The following is a 23,995-nucleotide window of genomic DNA, read 5'->3' as shown; positions in this document are numbered from 1 at the left end:
CTGGGGGCGATCGACCAGGCAGTGGGGCCGCCCGCGGTCGTGCGGTGTGCAGGCGCGCGGGAGCTGGGCCCGGCCGCCGATCAGCGGCGAACGATCGACTCTCCGTTGCGGAGGTGGATGATGGCGGAGAAGTTCCAAGGACACATCGCGCTCGATATCCGGGATTCCGTTGCCGATTGGCGGCCTTTCGTGGAGCCTTCGGCGCCCGAGCAGGCACCGAATGTCCTCTATCTGGTGTGGGACGACATCGGGATCGGCACCTGGGACTGTTATGGCGGTCTGGTCGAGATGCCGAATATGAGGCGCATCGCCGATCGTGGTGTCCAGTTCACCCAGTTCCATACGACGGCGCTGTGTTCACCTACCCGGGCCTCGCTGCTGACCGGCCGGAATGCGACCTCGGTGGGGATGGCGACCATCGAGGAATTCACCGACGGATTTCCCGGGATGTGTGGCCGGATACCCGAGGACACGGCATTGTGCTCGGAGGTCCTGGCCGAGCGCGGCTGGAACACCTATGCGGTCGGAAAATGGCATCTGACGCCGCTGGAGGAGGAGAATCTGGCGGCGTCGAAGCGGAATTGGCCGCTGGGGCGCGGGTTCGAGCGGTTCTACGGATTCCTGGGCGGAGAAGCCGATCAGTGGTATCCGAATCTGGTCTACGACAACCACCCGACACCCCCGCCGTACACGCCGGAGGACGGGTATCACCTGTCGAAGGATCTGGCCGACAAGTCCATCGAGTTCATTCGCGACGCGAAGGTCATCGCACCGGACAAGCCGTGGCTGCTGTATCTGTGTCCGGGTTGCGGTCACGCACCGCATCACGTGGCCAGGGAGTGGGCCGACAGATACCGTGGCCGGTTCGACATGGGCTACGAGAAATATCGCGAGATCGTGCTGGCGAATCAGAAGCGGCTGGGGCTGGTCCCGGAGAACACCGAATTGTCACCGATGAATCCCTATGCGGATGCCACGAGCGTCGACGGTAAACCGTGGCCGGTGCAGGACACCGTGCGTGCGTGGGATTCGCTGTCCGAGAACGAGAAACGGCTGTTCCGCCGCCAAGCCGAAGTATTCGCCGGATTCCTGTCCTACACCGACGCCCAGATCGGCCGGCTGCTCGACTATCTCGAGGACAGCGGCCAGTTGGACAATACGATCATCGTGACGCTGTCCGACAATGGTGCCAGCGGAGAAGGCGGTCCCAACGGATCCGCCAACGAGATGAAATTCTTCAACGGCTATATCGACACCGTCGACGACAGCCTGGCCAAACTCGACGAGCTGGGCTCACCGACCACCTACAACCACTACAGCATCGGGTGGGCGATGGCGTTCAACACCCCGTACAAGCTGTACAAACGCTACGCCTCCCACGAAGGTGGCATCGCCGACGCCTGCCTGATGTCGTGGCCGGCGGGAATCGCGGCCCGGGGCGAGCTGCGCCACAATTACCTCAGCGTTTGCGACATCACCCCCACCGTCTACGAACTGCTCGGAATCACGCCCCCGGACATGGTGAAGAACGTGGCGCAACGGCCGTTGGAGGGGGTCAGTTTCCGGGCGCTGCTCGATGATCCGGACGCCGAGGTCGGCAAGCACACCCAGTTCTATTCGATGCTCGGTACCCGCGGTATCTGGCATCGAGGGTGGTTCGCCGACGCCGTGCACGCGGCCTGCCCGTCCGGCTGGGGGCACTTCGATGCAGACCGCTGGGAGCTGTTCCATATCGAGCACGACCGCAGCCAGGTCGACGACCTCGCCGAATCGCATCCCGAGAAACTGGAACAGATGAAGGCGCTGTGGCTGGCGGAGGCCGAGAAATACAACGGACTGCCGCTCTACGACCTCGACATGCTCTCGATGATGCTGCGTGCGCGCCCGACCTACGCCGGCGGCCGCGACAGTGCCGTCTACTATCCGGACCTGGCGGAAGTGGGACCCGGTGCGGCACTGGAGATTCGGGGCCGGTCGTTCGCGCTGCTCGCGGAGACGACGATCACCAGCCCGGATGCGGAGGGAGTGTTGTTCGCCCACGGCGGCCGCCTCGGCGGGCACACCCTGTTCCTGCAGGACGGCCACCTGTACTACATCTACAACTTCCTCGGCGAGGAGGAGCAGGTCATCGTCTCCGATCGCCCCGTGCCGCCCGGCGATCACATCCTCGGTATGCGCTACGAACGGCAGGGAACCCGCTCCGACAACTTCACCCCGACCGGAGCGGCCGTCCTCTACATCGACGAGGAACCGGTGGGTGCGTTCGACGACATGCGCACCCAGCCCATCGTCTTCTCCGGTGTCGGGGAGGGTGTCCGGGTGGGACGTGACAGTGGTCGGTCCGTCACCGCCCGCTACCGTTCGCCCTTCCCGTTCACCGGAGGAAGCATGCATCAGGTCATCGAGGATGTGACCGGCAAGCCGTACCTGGATCTGGAAATGGCTGCGGCTGCGGCATTCTCGCGTGATTGAGGCCGATCACTCGGTCCCGGTGGCGGCCGCCGTGATCACGTCGGCCACCACCGCGGGCTGGGAGACGAGCGCGACATGTGAGGCCTGCACCTCGCTGGTGTGGGCTCCCATCCGCATGGCCATGAATCGCTCCGCCTCCGGCGGGATCACCGTGTCGCCGGCGGAGACCAGGTACCAGCTCGGCAGATTCGACCACGCGGGCGGGCCGGACGGCTCGACGTTGGCCGATGCCGCGATCGACTTCTGATGGGCGAGCATGGTGGCCGCTGTCGCGTCGCTGACATCGGGCGCGAAGACCTGGTGGAACGATCCGTCGGCGATATAGGCGTCGACATTGCGGTCGGCGGCGTTGCTCGTATCGTCGACCACCTTCATCTGTAGTGCGGGCGGTACCAGCTGACTTCCGGGGAAGCGGATCGGGTTCAGCGCCCCGGCCACGGCTTCGCCTTGCATGGGGGCGAAGGCCGCGATGTAGACAAGTGCCTTCACATTCGGATTGTGGGTATTGCTGATCACGGCACCGCCGTACGAGTGTCCGACCAGGACCACCGGTCCGGAGATGTTCGCGAGCGTCTTCTCGATCGCCGCCGCGTCGTAGGCGGGCCCGCGCAGCGGATTCTCGGGCACAACCACCTGATACCCACGTCCGCGCAAATTGTCGGCGACACCGTCCCAGCTGGTGGTGTCGGCGAATGCTCCGTGTACCAGCACGATCGTCGGCATCGTCTGGGCATTCGCCGATCCGACCGTCGCCACCACGAATCCGGCGAGTAGTGCGAATACCGCTGAAACCGTTCTGATGAAACGGGCGATTGTCATGGAACTTCCCTTCATCGTTGTACCGGCGGCCCTGTTGTGGGCCTGGCAATCAATCGGCAAAGGCAACTCGCCAGCGACGATAGCCCTCCCGAGCGCCGACGGCAGTCGATCGCGAAGATCCGCGCCTGCCCTTCGCGGGCGGTTTCCCGTGCGCGCCGGGTTGCGCACGGAGGGTCCTCACCCCCGTTTGTGTCGTTGATTCAATCATTGATTGAAACATGTTCTGTGGCGTGGTTCACTGTCGGACATGGGCGAGAAGGTGGTGTCGAACACCCGGGAGCGACTGCTGACGGCCGCGGAGGGACTCCTGCTCGCCGAGCGCTACGAGGATGTGTCGGTCCGGGCGGTGTGTGTCGCCGCTGGGGCCAATCCGGCGGCGGTGCACTACCACTTCGGTTCGAAGGAAGCGCTGATCACCGCGTTGATCGAGGATCGACTCGGTCCGCTGTGGGCCGAGGGGCTGGCCGCGGCCACGGCCGGACCGGGCTCGGTGCCGGCGGTCGTCGACGCGGTCATCGAACCGTTCGTCGCGCTCGCGGCCGACCCGATGGGGCGATTGCATCTGCGGCTGCTGGCAGGCCTGGTGCTGCGCCGCCGCCCGATGTCGTGGCAACACCAATGGTTCCGGATCCAGTCCTGGTCGGGGCTGCTGCCCGGAGTGCGGGTGAGCGAGGCGCGCCGACGCTGGATGCTGGCCTTCGACCTGATCATCATGCGCTTCGGCAGCACCGAGGACTACGACCTCGCCCCGCCGTCCATCGCGACACTGCGCGAATTCGTCATCGCGGGCCTGATGGCCCCGCCCCCTGCCATCCAGGAGTGAAAGTGAACGACATCTTCGAACCCGTCGATCTGGGGCCGATCACGTTGCGCAACCGCGTGATCAAGGCCGCCACCTTCGAGGGCCGGACGCCCGAGGCGCTGGTCACCGATGAGCTCATCGAATTCCACCGCGAGATCGCGGCCGGTGGGGTGGGGATGAGTACCGTCGCCTACTGCGCCGTCGCGCCGGGCGGACGCACCGATCGCCATCAGATCTGGATGCGACCGGAGGCGGTGCCCGGACTGCGCCGGCTCACCGACGCCATTCATGCGGAAGGGGCCGCGGCCAGCGCGCAGATCGGGCATGCCGGACCGGTGGCCAACGCCGCCTCCAACCGGGCGCCGGCGCTGGCGCCGACACGGCTGTGGTCACCGCTGAGCATGAAGATGATGCAGTCGCCGTCGGTGGCCGATATCCAGGACCTGGTCGCCGCGAATGCCCGGGCGGCCCTGCTGGCCGAGGAAGCCGGATTCGATGCGGTGGAACTGCATTTCGGTCACAACTACCTGATCAGTTCGTTCCTGAGCCCGCTGCTGAATCGGCGCAAGGACGCCTACGGCGGTTCACTGGAACATCGGGCCCGGCTGGCCCGGGAGGTCGCTCTCGCGGTACGTGAGGCCGTCGGGGGCCGGGTGGCGATTCTGGCCAAGCTGAATATGGAAGACGGTGTGCGCGGCGGCTTTTCGCTCGCCGAATCGCTCCAGGTCGCCTCCTGGCTCGAATCCGACGGCGGACTGGACGCGCTGGAACTGACCGCGGGGAGCTCGCTGCTCAATCCCATGCTGCTGTTCCACGGTGATGCGCCCCGGCAGGCCTTCGCCAAGACGCTGCCCGGCCCGACACGCCTGGGATTCAAGGTCGTCGGCAAGGCATTCCTGCGCGAATATCCGTATCACGGCACCTACCTGCTCGAGCGTGCACGCCAGTTCCGGCGCGAGTTGTCCATGCCGCTGGTGTTGCTGGGCGGGATCGCCGAATTCGAGGACATGCAGCGGGCCCGGCGCGAGGGCTTCGATTTCATGGCCATGGGACGTGCGCTGCTGCGGGAGCCCGATCTGCTGCAACGGATCCAGGCCGACGCCACCACCCGCTCGGCCTGCATCCACTGCAACGAGTGCATGCCGAGCATCTACACCGGCACCCACTGCGTGCTGCGGCTGAACGGACCGGCGATTCCGGCCCGCTGACCCGGCCCGGACGACAGAGAAAGAGAGAGATTCATGAGCGGACGTTTGGCGGGCCGCGTCGCCCTGATCAGTGGCGGCGCCTCGGGGATGGGCGCCTCGCACGCGCGAGCCTTCGTCGACCAGGGCGCACAGGTGATGCTGGGCGATATCGCCGACGATGCCGGACGCGCGCTGGCCGCCGAACTCGGCGAGCAGGCCGCCTACGTACACCTCGACGTCACCGAATCCGCCGGCTGGCAGGCCGCGGTGGCCGCCACCGTGGAGCGGTTCGGGCTGCTGAACGTGCTGGTCAACAACGCGGGCGTACTCGACGGCGGGCCGCTGGGCAGCTACTCCGAGAAGCAGTGGCAGCGGGTCATCGACATCAATCTGACCGGGCCGTTCCTGGGCCTCAGTGCCGCCCGCGACGCCCTGGTCGCCGCCCGCCCCGCCACCGTGATCAATATTTCCTCCGCTGCCGGAATCCAGGGTGTGAGCGGTATGCACGGCTACACGGCGTCCAAGTTCGGTGTGCGGGGACTGACGAAATCGGCCGCACTCGAACTGGCCCCCGAGGGGGTGCGGGTCAATTCGGTCCATCCCGGCGGAATCATGACACCGATGATCGGTGTCACCGAGGAGATCGTGGTCGACCGCGGTGACAATGTGCGCGCAAGGCTGGGAATGCCGTCCGAGGTGACCGATGTGGTGGTCTTTCTGGCCAGTGCCGAATCCAGCTACTGCAACGGTGCCGAATTCGTCGTCGACGGCGGCATGACGGCCGGTTCGGTGGCGGGCTGAGCATCCGCATAAACTGTCGCCCATGGAAATGTTCCTGGATATCCTCCTGGTCATCACCAGCGTGCTGCTGGTGCTGCTGGTGTTGCTGCACCGTGCGAAGGGTGGAGGCTTGTCCAGCCTGTTCGGTGGCGGTGTGCAGTCGAGCCTGTCCGGTTCGACCGTGGTCGAGAAGAACCTCGACCGCATCACCATTTTCGTGGGCCTGATCTGGTTCATCGCCATCATCGGCATCGGATTCGAGATCAAGTTCGCCTGACCGGGACAGGCGGTTCCGCTGCGGCGGGGCCGCCTGCGCGGTGTCGGCGCCACGGCACGATGGCCAGCGCCGCACCGGCGGCCACCACCAGGACCACCGCCGCGATTGTGAAGGCGGCGTCGTAGCTGTCACCCAGAACCGGCGCCACCACCAGCGGCCCCAGCATCTGGCCCAGCCCGTACCCCGCGGTCAGTGTCGCCGCCGCACCGGGCCCGGCCAGATCGTCACCGATTTCCAGGGCCAGCAGGGTGATGCCCATGAATGTCGCCCCGAACAGCGCGGCCGACACCACCGCGGGCCATACGCCAGGCCACAGGGTGGGCAGCAGTGCCGATGCGCACTGCAGAATCAAGGCACACACCAGGGCCACCGAGGGGCCGATGCGACGTGCGGTCGCACCCCAGAGCACCGTCGCCGGTGCCGCCGCCAAACCCACCACGATCCAGATCGCGGTGCCGGCGGTGCGATGTCCAGTGGCGTCGACGGCGGCGACCAGAAAGGTGCCGAGCACGATATAGCCCAGACCCTCGGCGAAATAGGTCAGTTGCAGCAACCGCCAGTTGCGTCGCGACCGCACCGTCGCCGACCCGGTGCGTGCCCCGCCGCGAATATCGAGACTCAGGGCCGGAATGACGAGCAGCGCGGTGAGCGCGGCCGAAGCCAGCCACAGGGCCTGCCACGACAGCACCGACTGGGCGATCAGGATCAGCGCACCCGTGGCCGCGATACCCGTCCCCACTCCGGCGAAGGCGATACCGGCCGCGCGCCGACGATTCTCGTGCCGGGCGGCGATCTGCGCACAACCGATGAACAACACGGCGCTCGCGATACCGGCGATCAATCGCAGGGCCACCGGCAGCGGTGTCGGCGCCGGAACGGCCATACCCGCCTCGCTGAGGATCAGGGCGGCGCCGGCCACGCGAAAAGCTGTGCGGCCCTGGTGGTGCGGGAACCTCGCCGCGGCTACCGCGCCCAGCAGGTATCCGGCGTAGTTGGCGGCCGCGACGATCGCGCCGGTGTGCGCGCTCAGGCGTCCGGCATCGATCATCACCGGTAGCAGGGGAGTGAAGGCGAAGCGGCCGATCCCCATGGCCGCGGCCAGGCCCGACGAGGCACGAAGAGCCGGCGCCCATGAGGTGTGCCGTGCGGGTGCGATGATCACATCCTGCGACCTTACGGATTCGCGGTATCCCCGTGAAATGCTTCTTGTGCACGGTATATACGCTGAACGCATGGATCTGGAGCTGCGGCATCTGCGGGCCTTCGTGGTGTTGTGCGCCGAACGCAACTACACCCGCGCCGCCGCTCGGCTGCACACCACCCAACCTTCGCTCACCCGGACCGTGCAGCAGGCCGAACGAATCCTCGACTGCACGCTCGTCGAACGTAGCGCCCGGCGTTTCGTGCTCACCTCCGAGGGGGAGGATCTGCTGGCGGCCGCGACCCGAATCGTGGCCGATGTCGACACCGTGACCGCCGAGCTGCGGCTACGAGCGGTGGTCTCGGTGGGATTCTCGTGGCTGTTGCCCGACGAGTGGTTCACCGCGGTCCGCACTCGTTTCGAGGAGCTCGGTGGCCGGGTGGGCATTCATCGCATCGACGATCCGGTGGCCGCCGTCGCCGCGGGGCGGATCGATATCGCCCTGTATCGCAAGGACGTCCGGTTACCGGCCGCACTGGCCGGGCGGAGCATCGGTACCGAGCGACGGGTCGCGGCGGTGTCGGCCCGGTCGGATCTGGTGTCGGGGCCCGCACCGCGATGGCGGGATCTCGCCCGGTATCCGCTGGTGGTCAACACCGTTTCCGGCACCACCGACGAAACCAGCTGGGATACCGGCGAATCCGCGCGGGAGATCATCACGTGTACGAACTTCGACGAATGGATCGAACTCGTCGCCGCCGATCGCGGTATCGGTGCGGTGCCCGAGCTGGCCCGCACCCGGGCGCCGCACCCGGGCGTGGTGTACCTCGACATCCCCGATGCGCCGCCCTCGGTGCTGCGCCTGGCATGGCGCAGCCGTCCGGCGCCGGGACGATCGGTGCAGAGCTTCCTCGATATCGCGCTGAGCTCGTGAACCGGAGCTAGCCGGTACGCGGAACCCGGCCGTCGACATCGGTGAATCCGTAAGCCTCCGCCAGATCCGCCACCCGCCAGGCCCGGCCCGTGCGGTCGCGGCGGCCGGGATCGGTGGCCAGGGCCACGACCGCGCGCCCCGCGAAGTGCGGGGACTCCGCGTCGTTCAGATCGAAGGTTCCCTCGCCGGGCAGCGTGATCATCCTGCGGCCCTGGGCGTCGGCCGGAACCAGCTGCAGCAGTTCGGTATTCACGATGCCCGGCCACAGCGACACCACGGTGACCTCGGTGTCGGCCAGATCGTGCGCCATATCGGCGGTGAGCCGGTCGACCGCTGCCTTGCCGACGCCGTAGACCACATTGTGGGTGAAATGGTCGGCGCCCGGTGAGGAGATGTCGACGATGAGGCCACCGGATTCGATCAGCAGCGGCGCCGCGAAATGGGCGGCGGCGTAGTGCGAGCGCACGCCGATGTCGAAACCCTCGTCCCAGGCCGCGGGCGGCACGTCCCAGAACCGCTTGCCCAGCCAGCGTGCGGACGCGGGAGAGTTGTAGACGTTGTTGACCAGGACATCGAGGCGGCCGTGCTCGGCGCGCACGGTTTCGAACAGCCGGGCCACCGCCTCGTCGTCGCGGTGATCGCAGACGAACGGCACCCCGCGCCCGCCCAGTGCGTCGACCTCGGCGGCGGTTCCGGCCACCGTCCCGGGGAGCTGCCCGGTGTGCTCGGAACGTCCGGTGACATAGACCGTCGCTCCGGCCGCACCGAGCTCGAGTGCGATTCCTTTGCCGATCCCGCGGCTGGCTCCGGTGACGACCGCGACTCGATCGGTCAGCATTATTCCGTTCACGACTCCGGGACACTACCGTGAAACAGGAACGTGTTCTAGTACCAGGAGGCGCAGTGGAGCCGACACATCGGTTCGTGGAGACCAACGGGATTCGGCTGCATATCGCCGAACAGGGCGAGGGATATCCGGTGATCTTCTGTCACGGATTTCCGCACGGGTGGTACGTGTGGCACCGGCAGCTGTCGGCGCTCGCGGCGGCCGGATATCACGCCATCGCGCCGGATCTGCGCGGTTACGGGCGCACCGAGGCGCCGGCGGGCGTGGAGGCGTGTACCAATCGTGCGGTGATCGGCGATCTGCTCGGACTGCTCGACGAGATCGGTGCCGAGCGTGCCGTGTTCGTGGGGCTGGACTTCGGGGCACAGCTGGTCTGGGAACTGGCATTGCGCGCATCCGAACGGGTCGCGGGCATCGTGGTGCTCAACAATCCCTACGCGCCGCGCCCGTCCAAGGCGCCCTCGGAGTTCTGGACTCGCGCCGCGCAACGGCACTTCCTGCATCTGTCGTATTTCCAGGAGCCGGGCGTGGCCGACGCCGAACTCTGGGCACGCTCGCGGGAATTCCTGGCCCGGGTGTACTACGCCCTCAGCGGAGATTTCCATTACCTGGACACCTGGAAGAATCCGCCCGGTATCGGCTATCTCGACGCGCTCCCACAGGCGCCCGAACTGCCGTGGTCGTGGTTGCCGGAATCCGAGTTCGACACGCTCGCGGCGGAATTCGAGCGGACCGGTTTCACCGGCGGGCTGACCTGGTACCGCGCTCTGGACCGTAACTGGGAGCTGACCGAGGGACTGCCGACCACGGTGCCGGTGCCGACCTACTTCCTCTACGGCGAGAACGATCCGGATATGGAGGGATTCAGCGGGCGCGATCCGCTGGCGGTGCTGCGCGCCCACGTACCGGATCTGCGTGCGGTGGAGAAGGTTCCGGGTGCCGGACATCTGGTGCAGCTCGAACGTACCGAGGTGGTGAACGACTTCCTGATCCGGCAGCTGACCGAACTCGCGCCCACCGCGCGATCCGTCGATCGGTGATCATCGACGAGAGTTCGGCCGCCACAGCCGATCGTGGCGGCCGAACCCGCACTGTCCTACGGTGATACCGCCCGGCTCGATCAGGACAACCGTGCCGCGGCCGCCTCGTCGAGCAACCAGGTGGTGGTGTCGCTGCCGTGGGCACCGGCCGCCGGAATATCGAGTGCGGCCGCACCGGCCAGGGCCTCGGCGACCGCCTCGGCCTTGCCCGCGCCCCCGACCACGAGCACCACATGGCGGGCCAGGGCCACCGCGGGCAGGGTCAGGGTGACTCGCACCGAGGGTGGTTTCGGCGAATCCGTCACGGCGACAACGAGTTCGTGCTCCTCCTCGACCGCAGCGGCGTGCGGGAACAGCGAATTCACATGGCCATCGCCCCCCATGCCGAGCAGGTGCAGATCGAAGCCACCGTATGCGGCGAGATGAGCGTGGACCGTCGCGGAGTACTCGGCGGCGGCCTCCACCGGATCCGGATATTCGCCATCGGAGGTGGCGACGGGATGGACCCGGGCGGGGTCCACCGGCACATGATCGAACAGTGCCTGCCTCGCTTGTAGTTCGTTGCGCTCGGCATCGCCGGCCGGAACGAACCGCTCGTCACCCCAGAAGACATCCAGCTGGGAGAAATCGATCGCACCGGGGGATTTGCGAACCTGTTCCAGCAGTGCGATACCGGTGCCGCCGCCGGTGACCACCACGGAGGCAGAGCCGCGCTCGGCCTGTGCGGCGGTCACGACCGCCACGAATCGTGCCGCGGCCGCCGCGACCAACTCGTCGTTCCCGGCGAACACCTCGACCTGTGGCTTACTCATAGACCACCTTTCCGATTCCGGCCAGTGCCTCGGCATAGACGTCGTCCGCATCCAGCCGCCGCAGTTCCTCGGCCAGGCAATCCCTGGTTTCACGCCGGGCCAGTGCGAAACGTTGATCGGGCTCACTGGTGCGAGTCAGTGTCGCGGTGCGGCCCGTCTGGGGCCGTTCGATGCCGATCGACACCGACGGCCGATGTACGACGACCTTGAGCTCCCCGGTCCGCCGACGGATCGGGCAATCCAGTTTGGCTGCCAGCCAGCCCGCCAGGATGTCGAGCGCCGGTTCCTCGGCCAGGCCCGAGACCGTGACCGATTCGATCGGCTCGTACGGCGGTACGTCGAGGGCCGAGGCCAGCAACGCCCGCCAGAACGTGATCCGGCTCCAGGCGAGATCGGTATCTCCCGGTGCGTACGAATCCAGGCGGCGGGTGATGGCCGAGCGTGGATCGGGCGCGTAGGTGGCGTCGGTGATCCGGCGAATCGCCAAGCGGCCCACCGAATCCCGGGACGGAAATTCCGGGGCGCCGCGCGGCCACCACGCCACCACCGGGGTGTCGGGCAGCAGGAACGGGATCACCACGCTGCTCTCGTTGTTGACGAGTTCACCCTGTAGCCGCAGCACTATCACCTCGGCCGCACCGGCGTCACCGCCCACCCGGATCTGGGCGTCGAGCTTGGTCTCGGCGAACCGATCGCCGCGGGCGAGCACGATCACGCGACAGGGATGCTCCCGGCTGGCGTCGTTGGCGGCATCGATCGCGTCCTCGGCCTCGGAAGAGTCCAGCGTGCACACGACCAGCGTGAGCACCCGGCCCATAGCGATGACCCCATTGGTCTCCCGCAGGCTCACCAGCCGCTTGGTCACGTCGCGGGTGCTGGTGTCGGGCATGTCCACGATCATGGCCGCCGCCATTCCCGCCCGGTGCGGGCGAGCATCTCGTCGGCCGAGGCCGGACCCCAGGTCCCGGATTCGTAAGGGTCGGGTCTACCGCCCTGCGCCCAGTGATCGAGTACGGGATCGAGGATGCGCCAAGCCAATTCGACCTCCTCGTTGACAGGGAACAGCGACGGCTCACCGAGCAGCACATCGAGGATGAGTCGTTCGTAGGCCTCGGGGGAGGACTCGGTGAACGACTCGCCGTAGCTGAAGTCCATATTGACGTCGCGGACCTCCATACCGGATCCGGGCACCTTCGACCCGAACCGCATGGTGATGCCCTCATCCGGCTGCACTCGGATGACCAGTGCGTTCTGTCCGAGATCCTCGGTCATCGTCTCGTCGAAGGGGAGATGCGGCGCGCGTTTGAACATGACCGCGATCTCGGTGACCCTGCGTCCCAGGCGTTTTCCGGTCCGCAGATAGAACGGCACCCCGGCCCAGCGTCGGGTGTCGACGTTGAGCGTGATCGCCGCATAGGTCTCGGTGCGCGAATTCGGATCGAACCCTTCCTCCTCGAGCAGACCCACGACCCGTTCGCTACCTTGCCAGCCGGCCTCGTACTGACCGCGGGCGGTGGTTTCTTCCAGCGGTTCGACCAGCTTGGTCGCGGAAAGGATCTTGATCTTCTCGATCTGCAGTTGCCTCGGCTGGAAATTGACCGGATCCTCCATCGCGGTCAGTGCCAGCAGTTGCAGCAGATGGTTCTGGATCACGTCGCGCGCGGCACCGATACCGTCGTAATAGCCCGCGCGCCCGCCCAAACCGATGTCCTCGGCCATCGTGATCTGCACGTGGTCGACGAAATTCGCATTCCAGATCGGCTCGAACAGCTCATTCGCGAAGCGCAGTGCCAGCAGGTTCTGGACCGTCTCCTTGCCGAGGTAGTGGTCGATGCGGAAGACCGTCTCCTCGGGAAACACCCGATTGACCAGTGCGTTGAGTTCTTGTGCGCTGTGCAGATCGTGCCCGAAGGGCTTCTCGATGACGACCCGGCGCCACGGCTGCGGTTTATCCGAATCGACCTCCGGCGGTTTGGCCAGGCCGGTCCGCGAAAGCTGTTCGAGCACAACAGGAAAGGCGTTCGGCGGAATCGAGAGATAGAAGGCGTGGTTACCGCCCGTGCCCCGTTCGGCGTCGAGCTTCTTCAACGTCTGGGCGAGGGTGCCGAACGCGGCGTCGTCGTCGAAGGTGCCCTGGACGAAACGGATACCTTCCGACAGCTGATCCCAGACCTCCTGGCGGAACGGAGTGCGGGCGTGCGCCTTCACCGATTCGAGGACGACCTCGGCGAAATCTTCGTCGGCATAGTCGCGCCGGGCGAATCCGACCAGCGCGAAACCGGGGGGCAGCAGCCCCCGGTTCGCGAGGTCGTAGATGGCCGGCATCAGCTTCTTACGTGACAGATCTCCTGTCACCCCGAAGATCACCATGCTGCACGGGCCGGCGATCCGGGGAAGCCGCTTGTCGCGCTCCTCGCGCAGCGGATTCCCCGGGGCGGCCGTCTTGTTCTGGCCGGCCATCGCGGTCAGTTGCTTCCGGTGCTCTTCAACTCGGCGGTCGTCGCGGTGAGCAACTCTTCCCACGACTTCTCGAACTTCTCCACGCCCTCCCGCTCGAGGACGTCGAAGACATCGACCAGATCGATGCCGGCGGCGGTGAGCGCGTCGAAGACGCCCTGTGCCTCGGCCCCGGTGCCCGATACGGCGTCGCCGTGCAGCTCACCGTGATCGGCGAACGCTTCGAGCGTCTTCTCCGGCAGGGTGTTGACCGTATTCGGACCCACCAGTTCGGTGATGTACATCGTGTCCGGATAGTCGGGGTTCTTCACACCCGTCGACGCCCACAGCGGCCGCTGGCGGTTGGCGCCGCCGGAGGCCAGATGCGAATAGGTCGAGGTGTGGTTACCACCGTCGAAGACATCCTGGTAGGCGGCATAGGCCAAGCGCGCGTTGGCGATTCCGGCCTTGCCGCGCAGTGCCAGTGCCTCCGGCGATCCGATCTGCTCGAGCCGCTTGTCGATCTCGGTGTCGACCCGGGAGACGAAGAACGACGCGACCGAATGGATGTGGGCGATGTCGTGCCCGGCGATGCGGGCCTTGCGCACACCGTCCAGATACGCGCCCATCACGCTGCGGTAGCGCTCGACGGAGAAGATCAGCGTGACGTTGACGCTGATGCCCTCGGTGATCACCCGGGTGATCGCGGGCAGGCCTTCCTCGGTGGCCGGAATCTTGATGAACAGATTCGGCCGGTCGACGATCTTCCACAGTTCGACCGCTTGGGCGACGGTCTTGTCGGTGTCGAACGCCAGTCGTGGATCGACCTCGATCGAGATCCGGCCGTCCACTCCGCCGCTGGCCTCGAACACCTCGGCCAGCACATCGCACGCGGCGCGGACATCGTCGGTGGTGATGGTGCGGATCGCGGCGTCGGCGTCGGCGCCCTGGGCGGCGAGCTCTTTGACCTGCTCGTCGTAGGTGTGGCCCTGGCTCAGGGCTCCTTGGAAAATCGTCGGGTTGGTGGTGACGCCCACGATGCTGCGGGTGGCGACGAGTTCGGCCAGATTGCCCGAACGAATCCGGTCACGCGACAGATCGTCGAGCCATACCGATACGCCGGCCTTCGACAGTTCGGCGAGGTTCTCGTTCTGTGCCATTTGGGTTTATCCCTTCACCTTGGCGAGTGAGCGCTGCGCGGCGTCGACGACGGCCTCGGTGGTGAGGCCGAATTCGCGGAACAGCACCTTGTAGGGGGCCGAGGCACCGAAGTGCTCGATCGACACATTCTCACCGTCGTTGCCGGTGAAGCGCTGCCACGGCATCGCGATTCCGGCCTCGACGGTGACGCGGGCGGTGACCTGCGGTGGTAGCACCTCGTCGCGGTAAGCCTGTTCTTGCGCGTCGAACCATTCGACACACGGCATGGACACCACGCGTGTACCGATGCCCTGCTCCTCCAGCGTAGTGCGCGCCGCGACGGCCAGATGCAGTTCCGAACCGGTGGCGATCAGGATCACCTGCGGTGTGCCGGTGGAGGATTCGGCGAGAATGTACCCGCCGCGCGACACGCCCTCGTAGGAGGTACCTGCCAGGGTCGGGACATCCTGACGGGTCAGTGCCAGCGCCGAGGGACCATCGGTGTGCGGGTGGTCGGCGGGCACGAAATGCGAGTGCTGCTCGGCACTTTCGAGCTCGAGGATCGTCCGCCACGCGAACACCGTCTCGTTGGCGTCACCGGGGCGCACCACATTGAGGCCGGGGATGGCCCGCAGCGCGGCCAGGTGCTCGATCGGCTGGTGGGTGGGGCCGTCCTCACCCAGTCCGATGGAGTCGTGGGTCCACACGTAGATGGCCGGTACCCGCATGAGCGAGGCCAGGCGCACGGCGGGGCGCATGTAGTCGGAGAACACCAGGAAGGTGCCGCCGTACGGGCGGGTCGGGCCGTGCAGAGCGATGCCGTTGAGGATCGAGCCCATGGCGTGCTCGCGCACACCGAAGTGCAGGGTCCGGCCGTAGGGCTCGGCCTTCCACATACCGGTGGAGATCGATGTGGGACCGAAGCTCGGGACGCCGGGCATCGTGGTGTTGTTGGACTCGGCCAGATCGGCCGAACCGCCCCACAGCTCCGGCAGCACCGGCGCCAGCGCGGCCAGGGTCTTGCCGGAGGCCTTGCGGGTGGCCATCCCCTTCTCGTCGACCTCGAAGGACGGCAGGGTGTCGGTCCAGCCCTGGGGGAGGCGGCGCTGCTCGAGCCGGTCGAACAGTTCCTTGTTCTCCGGGTTGGCCTGGGCCCAGGCGTCGAACCGCTCCTGCCAGTCCGCACGGGCGGACTTGGCGCGCCCGGCGGCGTTGCCGCGGGTGTGGGCGATGACCTCGTCGGCCACGGCGAAGCTCTGCTCGGGATCGAAGCCCAGCGCCTTCTTGACCCCGGCGACCTCGTCGGCGCCCAGTGCGGCACCGTGCGCGGCGCCGGTGTTCATCTTGGTGGGGGCGGGATAGCCGATGATGGTGCGCAGCACGATGAACGACGGCTTGTCGGTGACCGCCTTGGCGGCCTCGACGGCCGCCAGGATGGCCGTGACGTTCTCGCCGCCCTCGATGGTCTGTACATGCCATCCGTAGCTGCGGTAGCGCTCGGCGGTGTCCTCGGTGAGGGCGATCGAGGTGTCGTCCTCGATGGAGATCTTGTTGTCGTCGTAGAAGACGATGAGGTTGCCCAGCTGCTGGGTGCCGGCGAGTGAGCACGCCTCGGAGGTGACGCCCTCCTCGATGTCGCCGTCGGAGGCGATGGCGTACACGTGGTGGTCGAACGGGCTGGCATCCTGTGCGGCGGCCGGATCGAACAAGCCGCGCTCGCGGCGGGCGGCCATCGCCATGCCGACCGCCGAGGCCAGACCCTGGCCGAGCGGGCCGGTGGTGATCTCCACGCCCTGGGTGTGGCGGAACTCCGGGTGGCCGGGGGTGAGCGAACCCCACTGGCGCAGATGCTTCAGATCCTCGAGCTCGAGGCCGATGCCGGCCAGATAGAGCTGGACGTACTGGGTCAAGCTGGAATGCCCGCAGGACAGCACGAACCGGTCGCGGCCGACCCACTCGGTGTCGGTCGGGTCGTAGCGCAGGACCCGCTGGTAGAGCGTGTAGGCCAACGGCGCCAGGCTCATCGCGGTGCCGGGATGGCCGTTGCCGGCGTTCTGAACCGCGTCGGCGGCGAGAACGCGAGCAGTGTCGACGGCTCTGGTGTCCAGTTCGGTCCAGTCGGCCGGATGTGCGGGCTGGGTGAGGGCGCGGATGTCGTCTGTGACTGACACGACCGAGGTTCTCCTGACCTTCTCGTGTGTGTACAACGGCGGCTTGCAGGCTGTACCCACCACCCTAGAGGTCACCTGATCGTCGTGAGTGGGGAACCCTGCGCCCGCACCCCGTGCAGGTGCACAGGGTTACGGTGAATGATTACAGCCCCCGGTCCGGCCGGGTGACGCGATTCCGCACAGCGGCCGACGGCGGATGTGTGACGTGCCATGTGCACCGCGTCACCCGGGTGACGATGGCCTGGGGCAGCGGCGCTTTCGCGGCGGGTGGGTGCCGGGGCACACCGCGCGGGGGTCTACCATCGTCTGTAGTAGAGGCTGCGCCGCCCGCGCCGCGCTCTGCGATGTCAGCGGAAACGGCTGCGCGCGGGATGGACCGCCGTGCCGCCGGAACCGTTGTTTCCCTACCGGATCGATGCACCACCTGCGAGGAGAGACAGTGCGGATTGGGCAACAGCCGGGTGATGCGCATGGCTCCTCCGCGACGGCGCTCGCCGATCGCGTCCAGGGCAGCGGCCCGCTGTCGGCGCTGACCCGCCGGGTATTGGCATACATCGCGCTGACCAAGCCGCGGGTCATCGAACTGCTGCTGGTCGCCACGATCCCCACGATGCTGCTGGCCGATCGGGGCCATGTCGACATCCGGCTCATCGTCGCCACCCTGTTCGGTGGCTGGATGGGCGCGGCCAGCGCCAACACCCTGAACTGCGTCGCCGATGCCGATATCGACAAGGTGATGAAGCGGACGTCGAAGCGCCCGCTGGCCCGCGAGGCGGTGCCGACCCGCAACGCCTTCGTATTCGGCGTGCTCCTGGGCGCGGGCTCGTTCGCCTGGCTGTGGTGGCAGGCGAATCTGCTGTCGGGCCTGCTGGTGGTGGCGACCATCCTGTTCTACGTCTTCGTCTACACCCTGGGGCTCAAGCGCCGGACCTCGCAGAACGTGGTCTGGGGCGGTGCGGCCGGATGTATGCCGGTGCTGGTGGGCTGGTCGGCGGTCACCGGAACGATCGGCTGGCCCGCGGTCGCGCTGTTCGCTGTCATCTTCTTCTGGACGCCGCCGCACACCTGGGCGCTGGCCATGCGCTACAAGGACGACTACCGCGCGGCCGGGGTGCCGATGCTGCCCGTGGTCGCCACCGAGCAGGCGGTCACCAAGCAGATCGTCGTCTATACCTGGCTCACCGTGCTGGCGACGCTGGCGCTGATACCGGCGACCGGTGTGGTCTACGCCGCGGTGGCAATCGTCGCGGGCGCCTGGTTCCTGCTGATGGCCCACCAGCTCTACTCGGGTGTCCGTCGCGGGGCATCGGTGAAACCGCTGCGGTTGTTCCTGCAGTCCAACAACTATCTGGCCGTCGTGTTCTGTGGCCTGGCCGTCGACTCGGTGCTCGGCTGGCACACCATCGGATCCACTCTCTTCGGCTGACCGGCTGACCGGCTGACCGGCTGACCGGCTGACCGGCTGACCGGGCGGTCAGGGGTCTGGCCGCACGACCGGTACGCCGTCAGCCGGGGCAGCCCGGTTGGAACGGATAGCAGGCCCGTCCTGGAGTCGGCGTCGGCACACTGCGCTCGGGTGCGGGTGTGTAGCGCGTGCTGGTGGTGGCGTGATCGGATGCCGGTGCGTCATGGGACGGTCCGGTACTGCTGTGGCCCCCGGCCGTGCACATCGCGGCCAGCGCCAGCACCACGACCAGGACGCCGATCAACACCAGCGGCACCAGTCCGCGGTGGCGGCGACGCGGCGCCGGGGCGGGCGGGCGCGGATCGAACGGCACCGAATACGGCTGCGGATTCTGCGCGTATCCCGTCTCCGGGCGAGGCTGAGCGGGTGGTCCGGGGAAATTGCCCGGCGGTGGCACCGGGCCCGGTGCACCGCTCGCAGGTGGCCCCGGGCGAGCCATCGACACCGCATTCGCTCCCGGTATCGCCGCGCCCACGGGCATATCGGTGGGGATGGGCGCGCCGCCGGGGCCCCGTCCTCGCCGGGGAGCGGTGGGTGGCGCGGGCGGGGCAGGACGCGCGATCTGCGCCGGGAACCCCTCCGCGGTCAGGTCGGAATGGGTTGCGGCGGCTGCGAATCCGAGTGCGCCCAGCGCCTGGCCGACCTGTGTCGCATCCCAGGTGTCGGGTGCATCGGTGGTGATCCGGGTGAAATAGTTTCGCAGGGCGGCCGGTCCGTCGCCGAGGACGATGTCCATCCCGTCCGGGAGATCACCCTTGTCCAGCGCGACCCTGCTGCCGAGTTGAGGCATGACCAGCACCATGCCGGTGACGCCGACCCGCTCACGTCCCGGTGCACCGCGCAGCAACTGGGCGAGTTCGCCCGTGCGGGCGCGGATCTCGGTCATCGGCTCGGTCCCGGCTTCGGTGCCCGCCAATGGCGCGACCCGGTCGTCGACGGTCCACGGCCGGTAGCCGGACACCCGCAGCGTGCCGGTGACGCGTTCGCCGAAGTCCTTGATCACGATGACGACGCAGGTCTTCGGAGTCCACACGATCGCGTCGGCGGCGCCCGCGGCGACCACCGCGATACCCGGCAGGGCATTCGCACCGGTCCAGGTTTTCAGCCAGTTCGCCACCGTCCGTTCGGAATTGGACAGCCGTGACGGATCGTCGTTGCGAACCTTGACCAACATCTGGATCAACCCCTGACCGATGCCCGTTGTGCCGGCCGCCCCGCGGCGGCCCGCACGATCACCGTACGAGGCTACGGCGATCCGGGCGAATCGGCTTGGGCGGCAGCACAGATCATCCACCATGGCCCCGGCGCGCCCGGCAGCGGGTCACCCCTGCCGGTGCCAGGCCAGGTATCCGTCCGGCCGGACGAGCACCCGGGTGCCCGGTGCGGCGGCATAGTCGGCGAAGGCGTGACCGCCGACCGCCACCAGTTGATCGGGACCGGCGGGCCGGTCCGGTGCGACTATCGAATACCCGCGTTCACCGGGCCCCGCCGGGACATCGAGGGGTGTGCCGAACGACAGCAGCGTCGCATGCGGGCCCCGGAACAGGTCGAACAGCCGCAGTGTCGATCCGTCCGCCCGGCGTAGTGGTGCGTCGGGTGCGCGGTCGCCGGCGGTGAGCCCGGCGATGTCGGTGGTGTGCCGATAGCTGATATCGAGTTGCTGGGTCTCCGGCCCGCGTTCCAGTGCGTCCGCACGGCCCTCGACATGCTTGTCCAGCAGTTCCGAGCTGAGGCCGAGTACCCGCTGCGCCACGCCGCGGCGTTCGGATTCATAGGTGCCGAGCGGGTGCGGGGCGCCATCGAGTGCGGCAGCGAGTTTCCAGCCCAGGTTGTAGGCGTCCTGGATTCCGGTGTTCATTCCCTGGCCGCCGGTCGGCGGGTGGGCGTGCGCGGCATCGCCGGCCAGGAACACCCGGCCCACCCGAAACCGCTGGGCCAGCCGGATGTTCGGCCGCCACACCGTCGACCAGACCGGTTCGCCGACGGTGATGTCGTCGCGGCCCGACAGCCGGTCCAGGGACTCCTGCAGCACGGCGCGCGACGGCTCCGTGTCGTGCCCCAGGGGCGCCACGAACTGGAACAGGTCGCCGCCGGGCAGCGGGGTCAGCGCGATACCGGCCGCCGGCGCCTCGGTGCGCGCGAACCAGTAGCCGAATTCGTGATCGAGTCCCGCTGCGGGCACGTCACCGAGCAGCATCCGCATCGATTCGTCGGTGGTGCCCTCGAACGCGATGCCGAGGGCTCGGCGTACCGCGCTCGAACCGCCGTCCGCGCCGACCAGATGGTCCGCGCGCACCGTCTCGATTCCGGTTCCGGTGGAGACGGTCGCGGTGACGCCGTCGCGATCCTGGGTGAAATCGGTGAGCGCCGTACCGAATTCGACCTCCACGCCGAATTCGGCGAGCCGCGCACGCAGCAGTCGCTCGGTGTCGGATTGGCCGAGTGTCCAGGGGTTGGGATACGGCACCGCCGGGCTCGGATCGCGCGGTTGGCTCATTCGGCGCTCGGCGACCAGCACGCCGTCCAGGTGAGCGCGCATCAGCGGCAGCGGAGCCCCGGCCGCCAGTACCGCGTCGAGCACCCCGAGGTCGTCGAAAACCTCCAGTGTCCTGGGCTGGATCCCGTCGCCTCGCGAGCCGGCACCGGGAACGGGGGCCTTGTCGACGATACGCACGGCGATACCGCGGCGGGCCAGGTCGATGGCGAGGGTGAGGCCGGTCGGACCGGCGCCGGCGATGAGAACACGTGGTGACATCACGAAACCCACTTACTGAAATTAGATTCACTGAATGTGGATTCAGTATGTGGGTTGCTAGTGTCCGGAGTCAAGGAGGTGTCGATGGCGACCGGACGCGAGCGGGGCGGCAGTCGCAAGGAGCGGTCCGCGGAGACCGAACAGGCGCTGAAGGACGCCGCGCGGCGGCTGTTCGCCGAACGCGGCTATCTGAACACCAAGATCGTCGACATCACCGCCGCGGCCGGCCGGTCGGCGGGGTCGTTCTACAACCACTTCGCCGGTAAAGAGGAACTGCTACAGGCGCTGCTGAAAGACTTTGCCGCCGCAGGGGACATCTCGGCGGAAACGAGCGCCCACGATCCGGATTTCACCGCGCCCTCGGCGGTCGCCTTTCACATCGAGCAGTACTGGCGCTTTTCCCGGCTGCATTGGCCGGTGCTTCGCGCGGTCGTGCAGGCGGCGCTGGTGGACGAGGACTTCGCCCGGACGGCGAGCCGGCTCGGAACAGCCCAGCTCGAGGAGGTCGTCGACCATCTGGACGGGTTCGAGGCGGCCGGGCTCCAGCCTCCGGGCACGCCCGAGGTGAGCGTCGCGATGATGTTCCTGCTGGTGCGCGCGATGGTCGACGCCGTGGAGGAGGGCATGCTCGACGTGACCGACAAGCAGGCGATCGAAGCGCTCACCCGATTCTGCTATCGCGGTCTGACCGGCCGCGACTACTGAACGACCGCGTTCAGGGCATCAGCACGATCGAGCCGGTGGTCTTGCGCGCCTGCAGATCTCGGTGGGCCTGCGCGGCGTCGGCGAGTGGATACCGTGCCCCGATCCGCAATCGCAGGGTGCCCTCGGCGATGGCGTTCATGACATCGCCCGCGCGCCAGAGCAATTCGGAACGGTCCCGGGTGTAGTGGACCAATGTGGGCCGGGTGACGAACAGTGATCCGGCCGGATTGAGCCGTTGCAGATCGAACGGTGGTACCTGACCGCTGGCGGCCCCGAACAAGGCGAGCATGCCGCGAATGCGCAATGACGCCAGACTTGCCTCGAAGGTCGCCGCGCCGACGCCGTCGTAGACCGCGGCGACTCCCTGCCCGCCGGTCAGATCGCGAACCCGCTGGGCCAGATCGTCGCCGTAGCGCAAGACCTCGTGCGCGCCGGCCTCGCGCGACAACTGTTCCTTGGCATCGGTGGACACCGTGGTGACGACGCGGACACCGCGCGCGGTGGCCAATTGCGTCAGCAGCAGGCCGACCCCACCGGCACCCGCGTGCACCAGGACCGTCTCACCGGGTTCGGGTTTGTACACCGATTCGATCAGGTAGTGCGCGGTCATGCCCTGCAGCAGTGCCGAGGCGGCCACCGCCGCGTCCACGCCCCCGGGTACCGCGATCGCCACCGCCGCGTCCACCGCCACCTTCTCGGCGTAACTCCCGGGCGCCGCCGCCCACGCCACCCGATCGCCCACGGTGAAATCGGTCACCTCCGAACCGGTCGCGGCGACCACGCCCGTGCCCTCGGATCCCGGGATGTAGGGAACCGGCTGGGGATAGGTGCCGGTGCGGATATAGGTGTCGATGTAATTGACACCGGCGGCCTCGGTCTCGACGAGCAGCTGATTCGGCCCGATGGCCGGATCGTCGACCTCGGCCGGGACGAGGACTTCGGGACCACCGTGTTCGCTGACCTGAATGGCGCGCATGGCATCCAGTTCTACACCCGGCCGCGCGCTGGTTCGCGGTGGGGCGGCCGGGCGGGTCCTACCGGGCGGTAAACTCGCCGCCATGAGCGAAACCGCCACTGCGGCTCCGGTGCAGCCGTCGTCCGCCGTCATCGATTCGGTCAAGAAGTTCGTCGCCGGTCACGGTGGTTCCGCGACCGCGGTGTTGCAGCAGATCGGCCGCGCCGGTGTGCGTATCACCCTGGTGGGTGCCGACGGTGTGCTCGGCGATCGGGTGGTCGCGAATCTGGCCTCCGCCAAGGCGGTCGTCGCGGCCGTGGACGGTCTCGCCGAGACCGAGCACTGGGATCGTGACCTGAGTGCCGCGGCCGAACCGGCGAAGGGGCATTGGGCCCGGATGGCCGGATGGGTGGCCCACCAGAGCCGATTCCCGAAGGCCCGCAACGAGCGCTGAGACGCGGCTGAAATGACGATCCGTTCGCGCGTGCTCGCCGCGCTGGCTGTGCTCGCGGCCGCGTCGTCCGGTGCGGTCGTGCCCGCGCAGGCGCAGGCGCCCGATGCGCTGCGGGTGTGCACCACCGGCGACTATCCGCCCTATTCGGAGTCCGACGGGCACGGCGGCTACCGCGGCATCGATATCGATCTGGTTCGCGACATGGCCGATGTGCTGCATCGCCAGGTGCGCTTCGTGCCGACGACGTGGTCGTCGATGGGAGCCGACTTCGGTTCGCGCGCCTGCGATCTCGCGGTCGGTGGTATCTCCGATGCGCCCGCTCGGCGCGCATTCGCCGACTTCTCGACGAGTTACGGCACCGATGGCAAGACCCCGATCGTCCGGGCGGACGACGCCGGCAGGTTCGCGACGATCGCCGATATCGACCGGCCCGAAGTCCGGGTGATCGTCAATCGCGGCGGCACCAACGAGCAGTTCGCCCGTGCGCATTTTCCCCATGCGCAACTGGCCGTGTGGCCCGACAATGTGACCATCTTCGACCAGATCTCCCAAGGACGGGCCGATGTTTTCGTCACCGACTCCGTCGAGGGCCGCTATCGGGTCCGTCGGCATCCTGACCTGCGGGTACTGCATCCCGAGGCGCCGTTCGACTCCTTCGGCAAGGTCTTCCTGGTCGGCAAGAACGACCCACTGACCATGGCGATGGTCGACGGATGGCTGACCTCCCAGCTCGCGACCGGCGGCATCGAGCGCCGCTTGGACACGTGGATCGGACCGCACGCCACTGCGTGAGCGCCGAGGTC

At 67.6% G+C, this 23,995-nt stretch carries 22 protein-coding genes; 11 read left to right on the top strand and 11 right to left on the bottom strand.

The features are described from left to right. Positions 1-120: 120 nt before the first annotated feature. Positions 121-2,472, top strand: a complete 2,352-nt coding sequence (locus AB0L57_RS04260; protein WP_364956835.1) for an arylsulfatase — start codon at positions 121-123, stop codon at positions 2,470-2,472. A 6-nt stretch (positions 2,473-2,478) separates the two neighbouring features. Here AB0L57_RS04260 and AB0L57_RS04255 read toward each other — a convergent pair whose 3' ends face one another. Beyond that, positions 2,479-3,291 carry an alpha/beta hydrolase gene (locus AB0L57_RS04255; RefSeq protein ID WP_364956832.1) on the bottom strand — a complete coding sequence of 271 codons (813 nt, stop codon included), beginning with the start codon at positions 3,289-3,291 and terminating at the stop codon, positions 2,479-2,481. 211 nt (positions 3,292-3,502) lie between these two features. Between AB0L57_RS04255 and AB0L57_RS04250 the strand changes: the two genes are divergently transcribed. From AB0L57_RS04250 to secG, 4 genes are read left to right on the top strand one after another with little or no spacing between them, the layout of a single operon-like run. Further along, positions 3,503-4,114, top strand: coding sequence for a TetR/AcrR family transcriptional regulator (locus AB0L57_RS04250; RefSeq protein ID WP_364956829.1), 612 nt, complete (start codon positions 3,503-3,505; stop codon positions 4,112-4,114). Between the two features lie 2 nt (positions 4,115-4,116). Further along, on the top strand, positions 4,117-5,301 hold the full coding sequence (locus AB0L57_RS04245) for an NADH:flavin oxidoreductase (protein WP_364956826.1): 1,185 nt from the start codon (positions 4,117-4,119) through the stop codon (positions 5,299-5,301). Positions 5,302-5,334: 33 nt separating this feature from the next. Next, positions 5,335-6,081 carry an SDR family oxidoreductase gene (locus AB0L57_RS04240; protein WP_364956823.1) on the top strand — a complete coding sequence of 249 codons (747 nt, stop codon included), beginning with the start codon at positions 5,335-5,337 and terminating at the stop codon, positions 6,079-6,081. A 22-nt stretch (positions 6,082-6,103) separates the two neighbouring features. Then, complete coding sequence (gene secG, locus AB0L57_RS04235; protein WP_364956819.1) at positions 6,104-6,337, top strand: preprotein translocase subunit SecG; 234 nt, start codon at positions 6,104-6,106, stop codon at positions 6,335-6,337. Here the strand turns inward: secG and AB0L57_RS04230 are convergent. Further along, a complete protein-coding gene (locus tag AB0L57_RS04230) occupies positions 6,324-7,499 on the bottom strand; it encodes a YbfB/YjiJ family MFS transporter (RefSeq protein ID WP_364956816.1) in 1,176 nt (391 codons plus the stop codon). The genes secG and AB0L57_RS04230 overlap by 14 nt on opposite strands. Positions 7,500-7,569: 70 nt before the next feature. Here AB0L57_RS04230 and AB0L57_RS04225 point away from each other — a divergent pair, with 70 nt between their 5' ends. After that, entirely contained in the window at positions 7,570-8,412 is an 843-nt protein-coding gene (locus AB0L57_RS04225) for a LysR family transcriptional regulator (RefSeq protein ID WP_364956813.1), read from the top strand. Positions 8,413-8,419: 7 nt separating this feature from the next. On the opposite strand, the gene AB0L57_RS04220 is transcribed toward AB0L57_RS04225, so the two are convergent. Then, positions 8,420-9,262, bottom strand: coding sequence for an SDR family NAD(P)-dependent oxidoreductase (locus tag AB0L57_RS04220; protein WP_364956809.1), 843 nt, complete (start codon positions 9,260-9,262; stop codon positions 8,420-8,422). A 53-nt stretch (positions 9,263-9,315) separates the two neighbouring features. Between AB0L57_RS04220 and AB0L57_RS04215 the strand changes: the two genes are divergently transcribed. Then, positions 9,316-10,299, top strand: coding sequence for an alpha/beta hydrolase (locus tag AB0L57_RS04215; protein ID WP_364956806.1), 984 nt, complete (start codon positions 9,316-9,318; stop codon positions 10,297-10,299). An 80-nt stretch (positions 10,300-10,379) separates the two neighbouring features. On the opposite strand, the gene pgl is transcribed toward AB0L57_RS04215, so the two are convergent. From pgl to tkt, 5 genes are read right to left on the bottom strand one after another with little or no spacing between them, the layout of a single operon-like run. Next, positions 10,380-11,111, bottom strand: coding sequence for a 6-phosphogluconolactonase (pgl, locus tag AB0L57_RS04210; RefSeq protein ID WP_364956803.1), 732 nt, complete (start codon positions 11,109-11,111; stop codon positions 10,380-10,382). Next, positions 11,104-12,012 carry a glucose-6-phosphate dehydrogenase assembly protein OpcA gene (gene opcA / locus AB0L57_RS04205; protein ID WP_364956800.1) on the bottom strand — a complete coding sequence of 303 codons (909 nt, stop codon included), beginning with the start codon at positions 12,010-12,012 and terminating at the stop codon, positions 11,104-11,106. The genes pgl and opcA overlap by 8 nt, the downstream gene beginning before the upstream one ends. Beyond that, positions 12,009-13,571 (bottom strand): glucose-6-phosphate dehydrogenase, encoded by a 1,563-nt coding sequence (zwf, locus tag AB0L57_RS04200; protein WP_364956797.1) that lies wholly within the window; start codon positions 13,569-13,571, stop codon positions 12,009-12,011. Before zwf ends, opcA begins: the two co-directional genes overlap by 4 nt. A 5-nt stretch (positions 13,572-13,576) precedes the next feature. After that, the gene (gene tal / locus AB0L57_RS04195; RefSeq protein WP_364956794.1) at positions 13,577-14,707 is read right to left on the bottom strand and encodes a transaldolase; all 1,131 of its coding nucleotides are present in this window, start codon (positions 14,705-14,707) and stop codon (positions 13,577-13,579) included. A 6-nt stretch (positions 14,708-14,713) separates the two neighbouring features. Further along, positions 14,714-16,858 carry a transketolase gene (tkt, locus tag AB0L57_RS04190; protein WP_364956791.1) on the bottom strand — a complete coding sequence of 715 codons (2,145 nt, stop codon included), beginning with the start codon at positions 16,856-16,858 and terminating at the stop codon, positions 14,714-14,716. A 439-nt stretch (positions 16,859-17,297) separates the two neighbouring features. Here tkt and AB0L57_RS04185 point away from each other — a divergent pair, with 439 nt between their 5' ends. Continuing rightward, on the top strand, positions 17,298-18,284 hold the full coding sequence (locus AB0L57_RS04185; RefSeq protein WP_364956788.1) for a heme o synthase: 987 nt from the start codon (positions 17,298-17,300) through the stop codon (positions 18,282-18,284). Positions 18,285-18,363: 79 nt separating this feature from the next. Here the strand turns inward: AB0L57_RS04185 and AB0L57_RS04180 are convergent, their stop codons facing one another. Both AB0L57_RS04180 and AB0L57_RS04175 read right to left on the bottom strand, forming a co-directional pair. Beyond that, positions 18,364-19,497, bottom strand: coding sequence for a hypothetical protein (locus tag AB0L57_RS04180; RefSeq protein WP_364956785.1), 1,134 nt, complete (start codon positions 19,495-19,497; stop codon positions 18,364-18,366). 147 nt (positions 19,498-19,644) lie between these two features. After that, positions 19,645-21,090, bottom strand: a complete 1,446-nt coding sequence (locus AB0L57_RS04175; protein ID WP_364956782.1) for an FAD-dependent monooxygenase — start codon at positions 21,088-21,090, stop codon at positions 19,645-19,647. Between the two features lie 72 nt (positions 21,091-21,162). On the opposite strand from AB0L57_RS04175, the gene AB0L57_RS04170 reads away from it, so the two are divergent. Continuing rightward, positions 21,163-21,783 (top strand): TetR/AcrR family transcriptional regulator, encoded by a 621-nt coding sequence (locus AB0L57_RS04170; RefSeq protein ID WP_364956779.1) that lies wholly within the window; start codon positions 21,163-21,165, stop codon positions 21,781-21,783. A 10-nt stretch (positions 21,784-21,793) separates the two neighbouring features. Here the strand turns inward: AB0L57_RS04170 and AB0L57_RS04165 are convergent, their stop codons facing one another. Continuing rightward, positions 21,794-22,759 (bottom strand): quinone oxidoreductase, encoded by a 966-nt coding sequence (locus AB0L57_RS04165; protein ID WP_364956776.1) that lies wholly within the window; start codon positions 22,757-22,759, stop codon positions 21,794-21,796. 82 nt (positions 22,760-22,841) lie between these two features. On the opposite strand from AB0L57_RS04165, the gene AB0L57_RS04160 reads away from it, so the two are divergent. Both AB0L57_RS04160 and AB0L57_RS04155 read left to right on the top strand, forming a co-directional pair. Next, complete coding sequence (locus AB0L57_RS04160) at positions 22,842-23,192, top strand: hypothetical protein (RefSeq protein WP_364956773.1); 351 nt, start codon at positions 22,842-22,844, stop codon at positions 23,190-23,192. Between the two features lie 12 nt (positions 23,193-23,204). Then, positions 23,205-23,984, top strand: a complete 780-nt coding sequence (locus AB0L57_RS04155) for a transporter substrate-binding domain-containing protein (RefSeq protein WP_364956771.1) — start codon at positions 23,205-23,207, stop codon at positions 23,982-23,984. Positions 23,985-23,995 lie beyond the last annotated feature (11 nt).

It is taken from the genome of Nocardia sp. NPDC052254, assembly GCF_040679495.1.
GTDB lineage: Bacteria > Actinomycetota > Actinomycetes > Mycobacteriales > Mycobacteriaceae > Nocardia.
This window is presented reverse-complemented; position numbering and strand designations above follow the sequence as displayed.